Consider the following 17,453-nt stretch of genomic DNA (forward strand, 5'->3'; position numbering starts at 1 on the left):
TTCTCTCGTAGAACGCGTTTTTAAAAATCAGGTTTAGCTCTGGGAGGTAGTGTATGAACACATCGATCCGACGTGTCTTGTCGTCGATAATTTTCTTCGTTTTTTTGTGGCCAGTTATAGGTCTTTTTGCTCAATCTGCTGGTAACTCGGGTTCCATTTATGGAGTTGTTACCGATAGTTCCGGGGCGGCTTTATCCGGTGCTAACGTTACCATCGAAAACGTTGTTAGTGGTTATAGAAGAGATACAAAGGCAGACACGGCGGGCCACTATCAATTTACTAACCTTCCCCTGAATCCTTACCATCTTGTGGTCTCGTCCTTCGGCTTTGAGAACTCTGTACAGGATATCGATGTTCGTTCGTTGGTTCCGCTTAATCTGACGACTGGGTTGAAGGTCGGTACGGCATCGACCGTTGTCACCGTCGATAGCGGCGATCTGCTGGAGAACGATTCCACCTTTCACACGGATGTGGATCGTGGTCTCTTTGACAAGCTTCCACTTGAGAGCCAGTCTTCGTCGTTGAGCTCGTTAGTGACCCTGGCGTCTCCTGGCGTTGCCGCAGATTCAAATGGACTTTTCCACGGGTTGGGCGATCACGCTTCGAATTCGTTCTCAATCGACGGCCAGCCGATCACTGATCAGCAGAGCAAGGTGTTTTCGAATCAGATCCCTTCCAAATCGGTTCAGTCTCTTGAAGTAATCTCCGGTGCTCCTCCGGCTGAGTTCGGGGGCAAGACCAGCCTGGTGATCCAGGTGACTACCCGGTCAGGCCAAGGCGTGACGACTCCAACGGGCGCGATTACTAGCTCCTATGGAACCTTCGGCTCGGCTACAGGATCCGTTGACCTTAGTTATGGTGGACCGCGATGGGGGAACTTTATCGAGGTCGATGGCCTTAACACCGGCCGATTTCTAGACCCTCCGGAGTTTGCGGTTTTCCACGACAAGGGAAATGAATTGAACGTCTTTGATCGTGTGGATCGCCAGTTGTCCGCAAAGGACTCCATCCACGTAAACTTCGGAGTAAGCCGTTCCTGGTTTCAGACTCCGAATGCCTTCGATAATTTGAATGTTTCTAACGTGGTGAGCGGGGGAGCAGGTAGTAACCCAATCTTCGGCAATTCCGGCGATACGGATCAACGCTCTAAGATTGTTACCTTCAATATTGCTCCGACTTACACACGTACCGTCGGTGCTTATTCGGTCTTCAATTTTGGTGCCTTCGTGCGTCGCGACGCTTATAACTACTACCCAAGCGCAAACCCGCTCGCGGATTTGGGTCCTATTCAGAGCCAATCCATCTCCCAGGATCGTTCCTTGACAAACACTGGCCTGCGTACGGACTACTCGTATGTGAAGGGTATTCATAACATCAAGATCGGTGCGGTCTATACGCAGACGTTTCTACGGGAACATGACAACCTGGGCATTGTGAACCCCACGTTTAATTCTCCGTGCGTCGATGGTACGGGTGCATCGCAACCCGGCTTTACCAGTCCGACCCAATGCGAAGACGCGGGCTTCGTCTCGAATGACCCTTCAATTGGAGGCTCTTATAACCCGGACCTCACTCCCTTCGATCTCACTCGTGGCGGCGGTCTTTTCAACTACTTCGGTCACACTGATGTGAAAGAGCTTGCTCTCTACGTGCAAGATCAGATCAAGACCGGCAACTGGCTCTTCAACATTGGCATGCGTGGCGATCTTTACAACGGTCTTACCGTAGCTCGCCAGGCAGAGCCAAGGGTCGGTGTGGCTTACACCATTAAGCAAACTGGCACGGTTTTGCGGGTATCGTACGCACGTACGCTGGAGAGTCCGTTCAACGAAAATCTAGTGCTTTCAAGCCAGGGTTGCGGGAACAACGTTCTAGCTCCTCTCCTGGCTTGCACTCCTGGTGTATCCACGACGCTTACGCCAGGCTTTCGCAATGAGTTTCATGCCGGACTGCAGCAGGCGTTTGGTAAGAATCTTGTTATAAGCGGCGACTACATTTGGAAATATACTCACAACGCATTCGACTTCAGCGTGTTGGGTAATACCCCGATTACCTTTCCTATCGATTGGCATAACTCCAAAATTCCAGGATTTGCTCTTCGTGCCGATGTCCCTAACTTCCACAATATCTCTGCCTTCGTCGTCATGTCCTCTGTGGCAGCGCGCTTCTTCCCGCCGCAAACTGCGGGTGCGGGAGCTACGGTTGGGAACGGAGGATTCCCTTTCCGAATCGATCACGATGAGAGGTATAACCAAACGACGCACGTTCAGTATCAGGTACCTGTAAAGCGTGGACCATGGATCGGTTTCAATTGGCGGTTCGATAGTGGTTTGACTGCCGGATCAGTGCCTTGCTACAACGTGACCGATCCTAATAGCCTTTGCAATCCTGCGAACAATGGACCTTCGATCACAATCAATGGGCAGCCGGGAGTTAATCTAACCGGGCTGACGGCTGACCAACAGTTTCAGGCTGGACTTACTTGTGCTGGTGTTAGAGCAACACCCACGGCAGGACTTACGCAGTGCCTTGCTGCGCAGCTTACTTCCAAACTGGTCGCCATCCCGGCGCCCGGTACGGAGAACGATGATAAAGACCCTCCGCGCATCCAAGCTCGAAACCTCTTCGATGCTTCTATTGGCGAGGACAATCTCTTCAATGGCGATAAGCGAAAGTGGAGCCTGCGTTTGACGGGTGTAAACATCACCAACAAATATGCCCTGTACAACTTTCTTTCAACTTTTAGCGGTACGCACTATGTGACACCGCGCGCGTTGACGGCTGAGTTGGGATTCCATTTTTAGCAGCTAAGGATAGAGCGCGTCTGGGCGTGATTTGAATCACGCCCAGACGCGTTTGTCGTTTCTTTTACAGAGATCTGCAGTTCTTCGCGATTTTCTCGCATCGCTGTAGAAACTATCGCCCCACGCCGTAAATTCCGTAACGGTCTCCCTTCGAATAGGCAATAAAATTAGTAAGATACTGAACGTTTTAGAGGATAGCGTTAAATTTTAGGGCGTGCTAACTAATCTTCTAGTTGCTTCGTCCAACTTTTGCGTCCAGATTTTTGGACATGCAAATCATGCCTCCGAAGCCCTCCAATACGTTGACCGAAGCCGAACTTCGCATCATGCGAATCCTATGGGCTCGAGGTGAGTCGCTTGTCAGCGATCTAGTCTCGGCCATGCCAGAGAGTGCGCCGCTTGCGTACACCTCAGTGCTGACTACAGTGCGCATTCTTGAGCAGAAGGGCTATGTAAAACACCGGCAGGAGGGGCGTGCTTTTCTGTACAGTCCTACCATCGCTGAGCACGACGCCAGCCGCTCCGAGGTACGCCACATGCTCGACCGCTTCTTCGGCAGCTCGCGGGAGCGGTTGATGCTCTCATTGCTGGGCGATGGCGAGATTACGCCCGATGAACTACAGCGTCTCAAGAATGCCATCGCCGAAGCGGAAGCCGCGACAGAGGAAGAGGCGTGACGATGGGGATGCCGCGATGAAACTGCTCCTCGATCTCTCGCGTTTCACTGCCCAGGCGTTCGTTGCCGGTCTTTGGCAAGGGATTGTATTGACCTCGGCGGCTGCGATTTGCCTTCGTCTGCTGCCTCGATTGAGTGCCTCCATCCGGTTCGTTGTGTGGGCGTTCACCTTTATATTGGTCGTCACTTTCCCGCTCCTGCATCTTCACATCATCGCTCTTCAACAGACACAGCCTGCGGTAATTCATGTCGGCGCAGTATGGGGATCCACAGTGGCAGGTCTTTGGCTCTTGCTTATGGCTGCACGCGCGATTCAGCTTCTGGCGCAAGTCATTCACATGCGCCGCATTTGGGGGCGGGCAAAATCTACGTCTGCTGTGGGTGAAACACTTGCACTGCTGCAAAGTGGTAGACGTACAGCCGAACTCTGCACGTCCGTGGATGTGGATTCTCCAAGCGTGATCGGCTTCCTCTCGCCACGGCTGCTGATTCCGGAGCAGCTCTTTGCGAAGCTTACAGAGCCGGAACTACGGCAGATTGTGATGCACGAATGCGAACATTTGCGCCGTCGCGACGATTGGGTAAATCTACTTCAGAAGATCGGGCTCGTGTTGTTTCCGTTGAATCCTGCGCTTCTCTGGATGGATCGCCGATTGAGCCTGGAGCGTGAACTGGCCTGCGATGCAGGGGTGGTGGCCTCCACTGCTGCCCCCTTTGACTATGCGCATTGCCTTACAAGTCTGGCAGAGCATCGTATTCGCTGCCGCCGGGTCGCGCTTTCCCTCTCCGCATGGAGCCGCCAATCGGAGCTCTCATGGCGTGTGCGCAATCTGATAAAGCCAGTGCGTACGATGTCACCGTCGCAGGCAAGAGTATCTGTCGCGCTGGTGGCCCTGGGATTAGCCGGAGGGGCGCTGGAGATGGCTCGTGTACCTCATCTGGTCTCATTCTCGGATGGAGCGGCGCAGTCTGTTGAGCAAGCTGCCGTTCCCGTGCTGACCCCGGCGACAGTACAGGTACAGCCCGTAGTCTATCGTGAATCCGCACAACCTCACGCGACTCTACTAAAAGACATTTCATTGTCGAAGGCGTGTCCTATCGCGCACCCACAGAAGTCCCCTATTCAGCAGATGCGGCAGACAGGGTCGCGTCGGGTGGGTGCGATAAGAGTGCAAAAGCGTATTGGCATGGTCTTAAGGACCGCATCGCACTCACTTCCTTCGGCTCCGATAGTGCAGAATCGCCGGTCTATTCGTGAAGGCAGCCCGTCGAGTTACGCACTCTACGTACAGTTTTCAACTCCGTATGCCGCCGTCCCCTTTGGAGATGGTTGGTTGATCTTTCAACTCTAGTCATTACACAACTGTTTTAGGAGCGTTATGTCTATATCAACTAATCAATTAGTTTCAATTGCCAGGAAGCTCACCTTGTCTGGCAGCCTCGCTACCATTGCCGTGCTGGGAACGGTGCACTTCCTCCACCAGGACAATGTTCATGCAGCCCACGTCACGGCTTCTCCTCTGGACGACAACAGCGTTGCCGCATTGACTTCGATGGATCGTGCGATGCAGTCGCTGGCTGCCCGCGTAACTCCTGCTGTGGTCAACGTTGCAGTGACCTCCAAGGCAGAGGAGCAATCGGTAGAGATGCAAGGAATGGATCAACAAGACCTACCTCCCGGCTTCGCTCAGTTCTTCGGCGGTGGCAGACATATGCAGATCCCGCAACGGCCGGAGTTACAACACGGTATTGGAAGCGGCGTCATCATCTCGCCCGATGGATATATCGTGACCAACAACCATGTAGTGGATGGAGCAACGCAGATCAAGGTGACTCTGCACGACCGTCGTGTCTTGAGCGCGAAGGTGATCGGAGGAGATCAGTTGACGGACCTAGCGGTCATCAAGGTGGATGCCCACGATCTACCCGCCGTCTCGTGGGGTGATTCAACAAAACTGGAGCCAGGACAGACAGTCCTCGCCTTTGGCAGTCCGTTCGGATACTTCCAGTTCTCGGTGACACGCGGCATCGTCAGTGCAGTGAACCGCCAGAACCCTTACTCGGAGGATGCGCGGAAGCTGGGTGGCTACATTCAGACAGATGCTGCGATCAACCCGGGCAACTCCGGTGGGGCGCTGGTCAACTCCCACGGTGAACTGGTCGGCATCAACACCTTCATTATCTCCAACAGTGGCTCGTTCGCCGGCGCAGGCTTCGCCATCCCAGCTCAGATAGCGAAGGCGACTGCAGATCAGATCATTAAGACCGGCGGTGTGCATCACGGTTATCTGGGCATCGGCATGAACGATGTCACACCGGAGAACGCCCATTTCTTCAACCTCACGGAGGCGACCGGCTCCATCGTATCGCAGGTCACACCGAACTCCCCGGCCAGTCGCGCCGGGCTGCAGAATGGAGACGTGATTGAGCAACTGAATGGACAGAAGGTGCTGGACGGGAGCTCTCTGCAGGTCGCGATAGCCGGGGTAACACCGGGAACGAAGATACAACTCGGAATTCTTCGTAATGGTCATCCTCAGACCGTCGATCTCACCGTTGGTGAGTACCACGCCAACGGTCAGGTCGCCAAAGCTGAAAGAGATGCCGATGGGGCTGCAAAGCAGGGCAGCAAACTGGGGCTTGCGATGTTGGATCTAACCCCGGAGGTCCGGCAACAGCTCAATCTTCCAAACGATGTGAAGGGTGCGGCGATTGAAAGCGTTCGCCCAGGCAGTCCAGCGGAAGATGCAGGCCTTCAGTCTGGCGACATTATCGTGCAGGTGAACAGGCATGACATCGATTCCGCTAATCAGGCTGTAACGAGCGTTCGCGCAATTCCGAGCGGACAGGATGTGCTGCTTCTGGTCTGGTCGAAGGGTGGTACGAGTTATCGCATCGTCCATCAGGATCAGGGGTAAGTCATAAGTTGTCAGCAAGAGCCGCGCATGTTCTGTGCGCGGCTCTTCTTTGGTCAGAAGCTGTAACGGAGGCCGGCCTCGACACGGCGGCCATTATCAGCGGAGAAGGGAACACCAAACAAAGGCGAGCCCAGCACTCCGCCGACCCCAGTGACATTGGTGTGGTTGAGCACGTTGGAGGAGCGGAGGTTTACCGTCAGAGTCTGCTGATGCTCTGCCTTGGCATTATGCGTGAGTCCGAAGGTGCGTTGTAGATTGGTATCGAGATAAAACTGCCAGGGCAAGACTCCCATGTTGCGTGGGAAGACACCAGCCCCGCCGGTCGCTACAAGCAGACCGTAAGGTGTTGCAATGGCACTGGGAGTTCCCGGCGTAGCGTACTGTGGACGGTCGTTGAAGTTGCCGTCGCCGTTGTTATCGAAGCCGGTTGTAATGTTGTAGCGCGCCGCGCCGCCGGCGTGAAAGTTGCCGCTGAGTTGGATCTTCTTAGGAAAGGCAAGCGTACCGTTGCCGAAGAGATTCCACATGGGCTGGTTAGTGCGACGTGCAAACTCACCAGCGTTCGAGGTAGAGCTTTGAGGAGTAAAGAAGCTACTGTCGTCCGTATCGTCGACCAGGTTGACGCGTACTCCTCCGAAGAAGAGTTGCAGATGCTTCAGGGTATGTTGCTCGATCCCCACGAACGTCGCATTGATTCTGCCCTGGCCGCTATTCTGCATCTGAAGCACGTTGAGGTTCGGGGCACCCGGTCTCGGCCCTGTGGGTATACCGTTTAGCGGCGAGTTGATATTCGCCGAACGCGTATCGTTCCAGATGCGGCCGATGTAGTAGTCGACCGAAAGGTTCCAACCCCGAGGCAGCATGCGCGTGCCTCCAATGTTGCCCGCGCCCCAGGTGAGATTCGAGATGTGCGGAGAGAACTGGCGGATGCTGTGAATCGGCGTTGCATCCGCGAAGGGATCTCCATAGGTTGGGTTGTAGATGGTACTCGTGATGCGGGCAACGCCATCCTCGCGTTGCACCTCGGCTTGGTTGCCTTTGCCGAAGCGTCCAGAGAACATGCCTCCGTGAGCGTGAAGGGTCCAGGTCCCCTTCTTCGTGGGCGACCACAGAATGCCGGCTCTCGGAGTCAGTGAGTTGAGCACTGTGGGGTTATTCTGCAGGAAGTAACGTACGCCAGCGGCGATGTGAACGCCGTGACCGACGTTCCAGTCGTCCTGTATAAAGACGGCGTTTTGTATCAGGGTGAAGTCGACCTCAGGCGTGCCAGCAACATTGCTGAAGGCGGTGGGTGTTCCTCCAGGAAGATGGAGTAGAGCGCGCCGATATTGCTCAAGGCCGCTGATCGTCGTGGACTGTCCAGGGACAGGATGCCCATTTGCATCAAGGACTGGAGCGGTGCCTCCACCGAAGGTGTAAGTGCCGTTGAAGTTGGTGGTGAGCTGCTGCCGTTCTCGGTACATCATCCATTGGGTACCGATCTTAATCGTGTGTTTCTTCGTCGTGAAGATGGCATCGTCGACAGCCTCCACGTTGAACTCTCGGAGGTGTTGCGGACCAAGGGTGGTCCCGCCTCCGGTGAAGGCGCCAGCTACCTGTACTTGTGGGGTAATGGTGGCGGGAGCATCCGTCTCTCCGTCCCAACGAAGGCTCAGGCGTGCCTCATGCATCAGGTGAGAAGATGCGGTGGTGATGTCGCTGAGACGAAGGACATGTTCGTACCGCTGGCTGTCGTAGCCGCTCTCCGCGAGAGTTGTGCCTCCGACACCTACGTTCTGCAGGTGATTTACATTGGGACTATAACTCGCCATGAAGGTATTCTTTGGGCCGAGCTGCCAGTCTATTCGGGCTGTCCCGATCCAGAGGCGCTGCGGTGTTGCGACGTTAGAGACGGCTCTCTGCGATGTGCCACCACTGTCCAGCGTTACGGCATTCACTACGGCAAAGTTGTCAATGCTTCGATGCTCGAGAGTCACGGAAAAATCGCTGCCCTTCTTGCGGATAGGACCGGTCAGTTCAAAGCCGTATCGCTGCTTTCCTATTGAGGCCTTACTCGTGGAGAATGGATCGCGCGCGTTCTCCCACGGACTGCCGTTAGTGGTAAAGAGAGCGCCGTGATAGGCGCTCTGGCCAGGCTTGGTGTAAACCTCAACACGGCCACCGTCGAAGGGCGGCTCACGGTATTCGGCGGAGAACTGATCGGGATTGACTCGAATATAGGCGATGGTGCTCTTCGGAGGTAGCTTGCTCGTGTCCTGAAAGCCATCGACGGCGATGGTCGTATTAGAAGGATTGCCGCCGCCCGCAGCGGCCAGTTGCTGCAACTCTCGGAGAAGATCGTCAGGATCGTCAGCCAATAATTGCAACTGATTGCCGGAGATAGTCTGTGTAGGACCGCTGGATGCGGGACTACTGTTCGCTGCTTCGTCGCCGTTTACGTCGACCTGAGTCTCAACGTCTTCCGGACGCAGTACGAGATCTAGAGAGCTTGTGTGCGGCGTCGTTAGGGACAGATCTTGCTTAGCAAATCCCGGCGCGGCTGTGGATAGATGATGTGGCCCGTTGGAGACACACGCAAATCGAAAGCGGCCATCTACACCGCTCTTCTCAATCTCAGTCCCGTCCAGTGTAAGCGTGGCCTCTGGAATAAGTGCGGACGTGGTATCGCGGATGATGCCGGTGAGCGTTGTCCCGCGGCAGGCGTTCTGGGCTTGAGCGTGCGATATCGTAAGCGCTGCAATACCTGCAGCGGCGGCGAGAAGCTTCATAACTAGACCTCGTGTCGCGGGAGGGGCGCATACGAAAGAGAAATATCGCCGCGCGAAAGTGAACCCGCAATTGTTTTGAAGCTGTATTACGTCGCCTGATGTGCGGAAGTTCCCTGGCAAAATACAAAACATCTATGCCGTTCAACTTTTACGTCGATCAAGCTGTCGCTGCACGTCTATTTGATTAACCCAGTGAGGGGCAACCACGGTCGAGATAAATGGGGCCGTCGCGGATAACTCCTCGCGGCTATATTTTCTTCGACCTGGGTTGGACTTCTTGAATTCACAAAGTCACATTCCGTTTTCACCTGTTCACCGTGGTTTCATTTTTAATACGAGGCGTGGATAGCATCCACACCCGGAAGAGGGTAATCTCATTCCAAGAGTTCGATGACGCCCGATTGGATATTTGGCCGGGCTCCTTGAAAGGGGGAAGCAATGCAACTGGGAATGGTTGGATTGGGAAGAATGGGAGCGAACATGGTTCGTCGACTGGCGAAACGCGGTCACGAGTGCGTCGTCTTCGACATGTCGCCTAAAGTCGTCGGAGAACTGGCGAAGGAAGAAAAAGTTACCGGCTCGTCCTCTTTATTGGATCTTATAAATAAGCTGACAGCTCCCCGCGCAATTTGGTTAATGATTCCGGCTGGGGTCGTCGAACAGACCATCGCTGAGATCGCTCCTCATCTTGCATCGGGCGACATTTTGATCGACGGTGGCAACTCTTACTATGTGGACGATATCCGTCGGGCCAAGAATCTCGCCGCTGATGGAATTAATTACGTAGATGTCGGTACCAGCGGCGGAGTGTGGGGTCTGGAGCGCGGCTACTGCATGATGATCGGCGGACCCGAGGCTGTAGTTGAGCATCTTGATCCTATCTTCCAGGCGATCGCTCCTGGTATCGGAGATATTCCTCCAACTCCTGGTCGAGAGAAGGTTGGTGGAACTGCCGAACAGGGATATCTGCACTGTGGTGAGAGTGGAAGCGGACACTTCGTCAAGATGGTCCATAATGGGATCGAATATGGCATGATGGCTGCATACGCTGAGGGCTTGAGTATCCTTAAATCTGCCAATGTCGGAAAGCTGACTGGTGAGATCGATGCCGAGACCACGCCACTTCGCGATCCCGAACATTATCAGTATGACTTCAACCTCACTGAAGTGGCGGAGGTCTGGCGTCGCGGAAGCGTGATCGCATCCTGGTTGTTGGATCTGACTGCAACTGCGTTAGTAGAAGATCCTGCGCTCGCGAAGTTTAGCGGAAGAGTCTCGGACTCGGGAGAAGGGCGATGGACGGTGAAAGCCGCAATCGACGAAGGAGTGCCAACTCCAGTTCTCACGACCGCGCTCTACGAAAGATTTAGCTCTCGGGGACTGGGAGATTTTTCCGACAAACTTCTGTCGGCGATGCGCTACGAGTTTGGTGGCCATCTCGAAAAGTCAGTTCCTAAATAACCTTGCAATTTAGAAAGTGAGTCTATGGATCTACATTCCGATGCGCTCGTCTTCTTCGGCGCCACTGGCGATTTGGCCTACAAGAAGATCTTTCCAGCATTGCAGTCCATGATTAAGCGCGGCAATCTCAATGTTCCGGTCGTCGGAGTGGCGAAGGCCGGATGGAACCTCGATCAGTTCAAAGCTCGTGCGCAAGACAGCCTCGAAAAGCATGGTGGTCTCGATCAAGCAGCATGGGAGAAGCTTAGTTTGTTGCTGCGTTACGTCGATGGCGATTACGCGGACTCTGCTACTTTCGCCGCAGTGCGAAAGGAGCTTGGTGCAGCGAAGCGGCCTGCTCATTATCTGGCGATTCCACCTTCGCTTTTTGAGAAGGTTGTCGAACAGTTGGTGGGTTCGGGTTGCGCCGAAGGAGCGCGCATGATTGTGGAGAAACCCTTCGGTCATGATCTCGCTTCAGCTCAAGAGCTCAATCGAATCCTGCTCTCAGCGTTTCCAGAGTCGTCTATCTTTCGTATCGATCACTATCTTGCCAAAGGTCCTGTGCACAACATGGTCTCCTTTCGCTTTTCGAACTCCTTTCTTGAGCCGTTATGGAATCGGGATCATATCGAGAGCGTCCAGATCACGATGGCGGAGGACTTCGGCATTCAGGGACGAGGCGCATTTTACGACCAGACGGGCGCGATACGGGACGTGATTCAGAACCATATCTTCCAGGTGATGTGCAACCTCGCGATGGAATGTCCGGCGCGAAGGGATAGCGAGTCGATGCGCGATGAAAAGGTTAAAGTCCTGAAGGCGATCCCTCCTTTGGACTCGAAGAACCTGGTTCGCGGCCAGTTTCATGGCTATCTGGACGAGAAAGGGGTCGCTCCGAACTCACAGGTCGAAACCTTTGCCGCGCTTCGTCTGGAGATCAAATCCTGGCGATGGGATGGCGTTCCTTTTTACATTCGCGCGGGAAAGAATCTCCCGGTTACCTGCACGGAGGTTATGGCTCGCTTTCGAAAACCTCCCGCAACCAACATGACCGAGACTGACGTTCCCCAAAACTACGTGCGTTTTCGCATCAGTCCCGAGATGACGGTTGCGATGGCAGTGTCGGTCACCTCGCCTACCGGGGCAGGGAACCGGCAGGCGGTGGAGCTGGTTGCGACTCGTCATCCGCGTCCGGAGGAGATGGAGGCGTATGAGCGGGTTCTGAGCGACGCTATGGCGGGTGATGCCACGCTGTTTGCGCGACAGGATTACGTGGAAGAGGCCTGGCGGATCGTCGATCCGGTGCTGAAGGAGACGACTCCTGTCTTCGCCTATGAACCTCATACGTGGGGTCCTGAGGAGGTTGAGCAGAGTATCTTGCCGGCTGGTGGATGGGATGAACCCCAGGCGGAAGAGCAGGAAGACTTTCGGGTCGTTGGACCGCGGTAGTCGCGACTTTTATAACCATTTACGGTGACGAAGAGAAGGCCAGCCCGTTGGGCTGGCCTTCTCTCTTTAATTCTTTGGATTGGTGCGGAGGAGGGGACTTGAACCCCTATGCCTTGCGGCGCTAGCACCTCAAGCTAGTGCGTCTGCCAATTTCGCCACCTCCGCTTTGCGCCTTGTGAATGAGCACAGGTTGCGGTGAGCAATCCGAAGGTAAGTATAGCATTCCATCCGTGTTGCACCAATCTCGGCTGTGGGTTGTGTGGTGATGCTCATTTTTCCTGACTTACCTTTCTGTTTGCTGTTGTTTCTGCCGCTGTGCTGTCTTGCTGGGCTCTCACTCTCTTCCTTGACAGTGTGGCCGGTGTCTCTCTTACGCCCATGCCTCGGGGGGTGCCCCCCCCTTGCCTGGGTGTAAGCGATTTGGTTTGAGTTGGATATGGCGGGGTGGGCTCCGCAAAATATTCTAACCAAATGGGTTGCTTCCAAATATGGGAAACAAAGGGGATAAGGCTGCCGGGCTATGGTTCACTTTGTTTTTCTTTTCACTATTTCTATTTTAAGAGATTGACCGTAACTTAAGTGCCACTTGGATCTCTCTCATTTGGAATGGGTTAGGTTGTTTTGGGGCTTAACATGTAATTTTGCTGGGGTTTTGCGGGTAAAAATAACGGTGATCTTTCTGTTGTTTCGGCTTGGTCTTTTGGGAAGGTGAACGCTTTGTTCTTCGACTCTGTGGGTGGTTGAGGTTGTTCGCGTGATCTTTCTTTGATTGGGTGGATTCAGTGCTGTTGCTGGGATTTGTGGAATGCTTTCTTGCAGCTTCTATGGGTTGTGATTCCCACCCTTCGCGAGAAGCAAAGGCGCGAAGGATGGGGCACCCGGGCGGTGGTGGTGGGTTGAGGAGAACGACGGCGAGAACAAGCAACTGCAACCGCAGGTCTTTCGACTACGCCCCTCGCGATGAGACTGCGAGGGGCTTCGCTCAAGATGACAAATTTGTGGGGTGCCCGGGCTTTGTGTGTGTAACCAGGTAAATTGTGTGGTACCTGGGAGATAGTGTGTGGCACACGGGTGATTGTGCGTTAGGAAGGAAGGAAGGCGGTCGGGCTTTCGCCCGATACCCCACCCTATTTGCGATGAAGCTGCAAAAAGGATGGGGCACCCGCGGTTGTGCTGCTTCGGGTTTGGTGGTGGTTTAGCGGGATAGGGTTAGGGCCAGGAGGGTGTCGGCTACGCGGTCGTAGTCGTGGCGGAGGACGTCGCCCTCGTGGACGAAGTCTCCGGTGATGGGTTCCACGCCCAGGGCGCGGATGCGGTCGAGGTCGGGCTCGACGGGGCTTTGGCCTTCGCGGGCGTATTGTTCGAGGCGTTCGGGGGAGATGGGGGCGGTGTTGATGAGGGCGTAGTCGAAGACGGGTTTGCCGGTGGTCACGGCGTGTTCGAGGATCTTCTCGATGTGCTGGGAGGCGGTGAGGCCGATGGACTCGTTGGCCTGGGTCATGAGGTTGCAGATGTAGACGCGGGCGGCCTTGGACTCTGCGAGCGCCTCGGGGATGCCGCGCACGAGCAGGTTGGTGATGAGGGAGGTGTAGAGGGAGCCAGGGCCGAGGGTGATGAGGTCGGCGTGGGCGATGGCCTCCAGGGTGTCGGGCAGGGGATCGGCGGTGGCGGGCTCGAGCATGAGCTCGACGATGCGACGGCGGCTGGCGGTGATGTTGGTCTCACCGTGGACGGTGGAGCCGTCGTCCATGAGCGCGGCGAGGCTGACGTTGGTGTTGGTGGCGGGGAAGATGCGTCCGCGGGTGGCGAGGATCTGGGAGGACATCTGCACGGCCTGGGCGAAGTCTCCGGTGATGTGGGAGAGGGCGGCGACGAAGAGGTTGCCGAAGCTGTGGCCTTCGAGCTCGCCCTGGCCGAAGCGGAACTGGAAGAGCTGGGAGAGGAGGTGTTCGTCTTCGGAGAGGGCGACCATGCAGTTGCGTACGTCGCCTGGGGGGAGCATCTGGAGGTCTTCGCGGAGGCGGCCGGAGGAGCCGCCATCGTCGGTAACGGTGACTACGGCGGAGAGGTCGCGGATGGCGCAAGGGACGGTGGGGCAGGGCGCGGCCTTTGCGCCGTTGAAGGCGGACGGGGTCTCGATCCTGATCCCACGGCGGCGGTCGGGGCTGGCGACGTAGCGTTTGAGGCCGCGCAGGAGGGTCGAAAGCCCGGTTCCTCCGCCGATGGCTACGACGCGGAGGGACCGGGTTTCAGTCTTGCTGGAATGAGTAGGGGTCGGACTCGGCTGGGCCGAGGGGGAGTCGCCCGGGATTTGCATGTTTTCGATTCTAATGGGTCCGGTTTCGAGACGACTCCCTGGGGAGACTCATACCTCGGGGTAGAGGAGTTCGGTGAAACGTGGATCGTCGGCCATGTCCTGGAAGTCGGAGTCCGCGCGAGCTTGAATCCGGTTGCGTGGATTCTGGCGGATGGCTTCGGTGAGGTGCTCCAGGCAGGTGTGCGAGTCTCCGGTCATGCTGGAGAGTACGGCGAGACCGTAGAAGGCGTAGTCGGCCTTGTCGTTGGTCTTGAGGATGGCGTTGAAGTGTTCGCGGGCGTCCTCGTAGTGGCCGTCGTTGAGGAGAGAGACGGCGTAGTCGTAGTGCTCCTCGGTGCTGGCGAAGCTCGTCTTGCCTTTGGCGGCCTGCTGGAGGCAGGCGTTGATGTACATGCGGATACGATCGGCGAGATCGCCGGGGCTGGAGGCCAGCATCCCGTCGAAGGCCTGACGTGCCTCTTCGAACTTGCCTGCCTGCATGAGACGGAGTGCGGATTCGTAAAGTCCCAGAGCCTGGGCGCGATTGGTATCTGAAGTTGGGGGCATGGTTCCGGCCAGTGTTCGGGGAATACGTTTCGTGGTGGGGAGGGGTGTCGTTTTGGTCTGTGCCATGTAAGTCCTATCGCCGATGGCGCTCCGACCGTCAGGGTTCGACGGTCAATTTCTTGCTGATTGTACTTGTTCCGGTTTTATACGCAGACGGAGGGCGGAGGTCAACTGTGCCCATGTTTGTAGACCACCGGGTTGAGGTCAGGGTCGTTGTACATCTTCAACTGACGGTAGAGTTTGAAGCGTCGTGTGCCATTGACTACTTCGTTGAGGAGGGACTCCAGGCAGCCTGCGAGATCGCTGCATTGGTGTTCGAGAAGGCTCAGCCGAATGGAGTTGCGGAGACGGTGAGCTTCGGAGGCGGTGTCGCGATGGGCCTCGATGCGCGTGTGAAAGATTTTCAGGGCAAGGATGGAGAGACGGTCGATGATGAGGCCGGGCGTCTCGGAGTTGAGAGGCGCCAATGGGTTCTGTTCGGGCAGGTTAGCGAGGAGCCACTCGTCCATCTTTTCGACGAGGTCGTTACGACGTTGATTGAAGCGGTCGATGGCGTGTTTGACGCAGCAGATTTCGGTGTCGGAGGCATCGGGGTCGCGGGCCTTATCTTCCTCGTGCCAGAGATCGAAGTTCTCGCGGTGGTGCGAGGTGATGAGTGTGATGATGGGGGCTAACGGATCGTCCGACATGGGTTTAGCCGATGGGGGAGAGACGGTTTCGTACCAGTCCTCGTGCCAGTCGATGGTAAGGGTTTCGTGAAGGCGGGTTATGGAGGTGGCTAAGAGCATAGGTGCTTCGGATACGGTACCGCTTTTGTGCATCAGCATAGAGACTGTATCAGTTGCGGGCTTAGATGTTGATAGCACGGATGATGCATGGAGTCCACAAGGATGGTGATTGACTTTTGGAGAACGAGGGAAGATTGCGGCGTTTGCGAGGGTTCGAGAGACGGTGTGAGCGCATTTTTCTGCAAGAGAGGACGTAAGATAAGGCACGCTGTGGCGAAGTTGTTTGCGGCGGGATGCACTTTTGATTCAGGGGAGCCAACGTGACCGATTCGTCCGCGAAGCCCACCATTCTCTGCATCAGCACGTATGAAAAGGGACAGGCCTTTTTGCGTGAGGCGGCTCTGCTGGGCTGCCGCGTGATTCTGTTGACTGTAGCCGACCTGCTGGAGGCGAGTTGGCCGCGCGAGTCGCTGGCACGGCTGATCACGATGCCAAAGGGCCTGCTGCCGCAGCAGGTGCTGAATACGGTCAGCTATCTGGCTCGCGAGGAGCAGTTTGCGGCGATTGTCGCGTTGGACGAGTTCGACCTGGAGGTGGCGGCGCTGCTGCGGGAGCATATGCGGCTGCCGGGGATGGGGGAGTCGAAGACACGGTTCTTCCGCGACAAGCTGGCGATGCGGGTGCGGGCACGCGATGCAGGTGTGGCTGTGCCGGAGTTTACGCCGGTCTTCGCCTACAGCGCGTTGCGCCGGTTTATGGAGGAGGTTCCGGGGCCGTGGCTGCTGAAGCCGCGCATGAATGCTGCGGCGATCGGGATCAGGAGGATTGAGTCGGCGGAGCAACTGTTCGGCGTGCTGGGGGAGTTGGGCGACCTGCAGAGCCACTATGTGCTGGAGCGGTTTGTGCCGGGGGAGATCTTCCATGTGGAGGGGATTACCTGGAAGGGGAGGCTGCAGTTCAGTGCGCCATTTCAATATGGAGCTCCGCCAATGCAGACGATGCATGAGGGTGGCGTGTTCAGTACGCGGGCTCTGGCGCGGGATTCGAGCGATGCGATGGAGTTGAGGGAGATCCATGCAAGGGTGATCGCGGCGCTGGGGTTGGAGAGCGGAGTGACACATACGGAGTTCATCAAGTCGAGGGCGGACGGGCGGTTCTACTTTCTGGAGACGGCGGCGCGGGTGGGTGGAGCCTATATCGCCGAGGTGGTCGAGTTTGCGACGGGAGTGAATCCGTGGGTTGAGTGGGCAAGGCTGGAGGCGGCGGCTTTGTTTGGGCGGGAGTACAAGGCGCCGGAGGTTCGGGAGGCGTATGCCGGAAGCGTTATCTGCCTGGCACGGCAGGAGAGGCCGGACACGATCGCTTATGACGACGCCGAGATCGTTATGCGGCTGGAGAAGTACCACCATGCGGGGTTGATCGTGCGGTCCAAGGACGCGGGGAGGGTGGAGGCTTTGGTGAGGGAGTATAGCGGTCGGTTTCTGGAAGAGTTCTGCGCTGTGGAGCCTGTGCCGGATCGACCTACGGCTTAGTGCGGGCTTTAAGGCTTAACACCGATTTGCACGGATGACACCGATTTAGGAGCGGCACGGCGGATTTCGTGTGCGCTGGGGTGCTGCATCGGGGTGCAACTATTGGGGCAGAGTTCAGTTGGAGAAGAGGGATGATGGTGAGAGCGCTGGGGCTCGAACCCAGGACCAACGCCTTAAAAGGGCGATGCTCTACCAACTGAGCTACGCTCTCAGACCATACTTCCAAGTTAGCACATTTAGAGGGGTTTTACAGGTGGGGCGACGTGCGGTGG

At 56.2% G+C, this 17,453-nt stretch carries 11 protein-coding genes and 2 tRNA genes; 7 read left to right on the forward strand and 6 right to left on the reverse strand.

Annotation, left to right across the window (positions count from 1 at the left end; translation table 11 throughout):
- Nucleotides 1-53 precede the first annotated feature (53 nt).
- From HB393_RS09385 to HB393_RS09400, 4 genes are all read left to right on the forward strand, one after another.
- Nucleotides 54-2,804, forward strand: a complete 2,751-nt coding sequence (locus HB393_RS09385) for a TonB-dependent receptor (protein ID WP_213804919.1) — start codon at nt 54-56, stop codon at nt 2,802-2,804.
- 278 nt (nt 2,805-3,082) lie between these two features.
- The gene (locus HB393_RS09390; RefSeq protein WP_213804920.1) at nt 3,083-3,481 is read left to right on the forward strand and encodes a BlaI/MecI/CopY family transcriptional regulator; all 399 of its coding nucleotides are present in this window, start codon (nt 3,083-3,085) and stop codon (nt 3,479-3,481) included.
- A gap of 16 nt (nt 3,482-3,497) precedes the next feature.
- Entirely contained in the window at nt 3,498-4,832 is a 1,335-nt protein-coding gene (locus tag HB393_RS09395; protein WP_213804921.1) for a M56 family metallopeptidase, read from the forward strand.
- 27 nt (nt 4,833-4,859) lie between these two features.
- The gene (locus HB393_RS09400) at nt 4,860-6,398 is read left to right on the forward strand and encodes a Do family serine endopeptidase (RefSeq protein ID WP_213804922.1); all 1,539 of its coding nucleotides are present in this window, start codon (nt 4,860-4,862) and stop codon (nt 6,396-6,398) included.
- A gap of 53 nt (nt 6,399-6,451) precedes the next feature.
- On the opposite strand, the gene HB393_RS09405 is transcribed toward HB393_RS09400, so the two are convergent.
- On the reverse strand, nt 6,452-9,166 hold the full coding sequence (locus tag HB393_RS09405) for a TonB-dependent receptor (protein ID WP_213804923.1): 2,715 nt from the start codon (nt 9,164-9,166) through the stop codon (nt 6,452-6,454).
- A 438-nt stretch (nt 9,167-9,604) separates the two neighbouring features.
- On the opposite strand from HB393_RS09405, the gene gnd reads away from it, so the two are divergent.
- Together gnd and zwf are read left to right on the forward strand one after the other, a co-directional pair.
- On the forward strand, nt 9,605-10,627 hold the full coding sequence (gnd, locus tag HB393_RS09410; protein WP_213804924.1) for a phosphogluconate dehydrogenase (NAD(+)-dependent, decarboxylating): 1,023 nt from the start codon (nt 9,605-9,607) through the stop codon (nt 10,625-10,627).
- 24 nt (nt 10,628-10,651) lie between these two features.
- A complete protein-coding gene (zwf, locus tag HB393_RS09415) occupies nt 10,652-12,058 on the forward strand; it encodes a glucose-6-phosphate dehydrogenase (protein WP_213804925.1) in 1,407 nt (468 codons plus the stop codon).
- Nucleotides 12,059-12,138: 80 nt separating this feature from the next.
- Here the strand turns inward: zwf and HB393_RS09420 are convergent.
- From HB393_RS09420 to HB393_RS09435, 4 genes are all read right to left on the reverse strand, one after another.
- Nucleotides 12,139-12,223 (reverse strand) — tRNA-Leu (locus tag HB393_RS09420).
- A 1,030-nt stretch (nt 12,224-13,253) separates the two neighbouring features.
- A complete protein-coding gene (yvcK, locus tag HB393_RS09425) occupies nt 13,254-14,375 on the reverse strand; it encodes a uridine diphosphate-N-acetylglucosamine-binding protein YvcK (protein ID WP_213804926.1) in 1,122 nt (373 codons plus the stop codon).
- Between the two features lie 48 nt (nt 14,376-14,423).
- A complete protein-coding gene (locus tag HB393_RS09430) occupies nt 14,424-14,987 on the reverse strand; it encodes a tetratricopeptide repeat protein (RefSeq protein ID WP_213804927.1) in 564 nt (187 codons plus the stop codon).
- 101 nt (nt 14,988-15,088) lie between these two features.
- Nucleotides 15,089-15,709, reverse strand: a complete 621-nt coding sequence (locus HB393_RS09435) for a DUF4254 domain-containing protein (protein ID WP_213804928.1) — start codon at nt 15,707-15,709, stop codon at nt 15,089-15,091.
- A gap of 260 nt (nt 15,710-15,969) precedes the next feature.
- Here HB393_RS09435 and HB393_RS09440 point away from each other — a divergent pair, with 260 nt between their 5' ends.
- A complete protein-coding gene (locus tag HB393_RS09440) occupies nt 15,970-17,181 on the forward strand; it encodes an ATPase (protein ID WP_213804929.1) in 1,212 nt (403 codons plus the stop codon).
- A gap of 135 nt (nt 17,182-17,316) precedes the next feature.
- Here HB393_RS09440 and HB393_RS09445 read toward each other — a convergent pair.
- Nucleotides 17,317-17,392, reverse strand: a tRNA-Lys gene (locus HB393_RS09445).
- Between the last annotated feature and the right edge of the window lie 61 nt (nt 17,393-17,453).

Origin of the sequence: Granulicella sp. dw_53 (assembly GCF_018449545.1) — a bacterium.
Taxonomy (GTDB): Bacteria; Acidobacteriota; Terriglobia; order Terriglobales; family Acidobacteriaceae; genus Edaphobacter.